Here is a 1,653-nt window from a genome sequence, read left to right as displayed (position 1 = left end):
TGAGAGTAAACCTCTCAAAACTAAACAAAGTTTCGACTAATGTGCAGTTTCCGTAATTATCCTTAGAAAGGAGGTGATCCAGCCGCAGGTTCTCCTACGGCTACCTTGTTACGACTTCACCCCAATCATCTGTCCCACCTTAGACGGCTGGTTCCTAAAAGGTTACCGCACCGGCTTTGGGTGTTACAAACTCTCATGGTGTGACGGGCGGTGTGTACAAGGCCCGGGAACGTATTCACCGCGGCATGCTGATCCGCGATTACTAGCGATTCCGACTTCATGCAGGCGAGTTGCAGCCTGCAATCCGAACTGAGAACGGTTTTAAGAGATTAGCTAAACCTCGCGGTTTCGCGACTCGTTGTACCGTCCATTGTAGCACGTGTGTAGCCCAGGTCATAAGGGGCATGATGATTTGACGTCATCCCCACCTTCCTCCGGTTTGTCACCGGCAGTCTCACTAGAGTGCCCAACTGAATGCTGGCAACTAGTAATAAGGGTTGCGCTCGTTGCGGGACTTAACCCAACATCTCACGACACGAGCTGACGACAACCATGCACCACCTGTCATTTTGTCCCCGAAGGGAACGCCTGATCTCTCAGGTTAGCAAAAGATGTCAAGACCTGGTAAGGTTCTTCGCGTTGCTTCGAATTAAACCACATGCTCCACCGCTTGTGCGGGCCCCCGTCAATTCCTTTGAGTTTCAACCTTGCGGTCGTACTCCCCAGGCGGAATGCTTAATGCGTTAGCTGCAGCACTGAAGGGCGGAAACCCTCCAACACTTAGCATTCATCGTTTACGGCATGGACTACCAGGGTATCTAATCCTGTTTGCTACCCATGCTTTCGAACCTCAGCGTCAGTTACAGACCAGAGAGCCGCTTTCGCCACTGGTGTTCTTCCATATATCTACGCATTTCACCGCTACACATGGAGTTCCACTCTCCTCTTCTGCACTCAAGTCTCTCAGTTTCCAATGCACGACTTCGGTTAAGCCGAAGGCTTTCACATCAGACTTAAAAGACCGCCTGCGTTCCCTTTACGCCCAATAAATCCGGACAACGCTTGCCACCTACGTATTACCGCGGCTGCTGGCACGTAGTTAGCCGTGGCTTTCTGGTTAGATACCGTCACTGCATGAACAGTTACTCTCACACACGTTCTTCTCTAACAACAGAGTTTTACGATCCGAAAACCTTCTTCACTCACGCGGCGTTGCTCCATCAGACTTTCGTCCATTGTGGAAGATTCCCTACTGCTGCCTCCCGTAGGAGTTTGGGCCGTGTCTCAGTCCCAATGTGGCCGATCAACCTCTCAGTTCGGCTACGTATCACTGCCTTGGTAAGCCGTTACCTTACCAACTAGCTAATACGCCGCGGGTCCATCCAAAAGTGACAGCCGAAACCATCTTTGAAACAAAAACCAGGCGGTTTTTGTTGTTATGCGGTATTAGCACCTGTTTCCAAGTGTTATCCCCCTCTTTTGGGCAGGTTACCCACGTGTTACTCACCCGTTCGCCACTCAGAATTTCCGGTGAGTGCAAGCACTCGGTGGAAATTCTGCGTTCGACTTGCATGTATTAGGCACGCCGCCAGCGTTCGTCCTGAGCCAGGATCAAACTCTCATTTTAAAAAGTTTGTGACTCATTAAATTAAA

1 rRNA gene is annotated in these 1,653 nt (G+C 50.5%); it reads right to left on the bottom strand.

Annotation, left to right across the window (positions count from 1 at the left end):
• Positions 1-66: 66 nt before the first annotated feature.
• A 16S ribosomal RNA gene (locus FD46_RS09190) occupies positions 67-1,627 on the bottom strand.
• Between the last annotated feature and the right edge of the window lie 26 nt (positions 1,628-1,653).

This window comes from Liquorilactobacillus oeni DSM 19972 (assembly GCF_001436275.1).
Lineage (GTDB): Bacteria > Bacillota > Bacilli > Lactobacillales > Lactobacillaceae > Liquorilactobacillus > Liquorilactobacillus oeni.
This window is presented reverse-complemented; position numbering and strand designations above follow the sequence as displayed.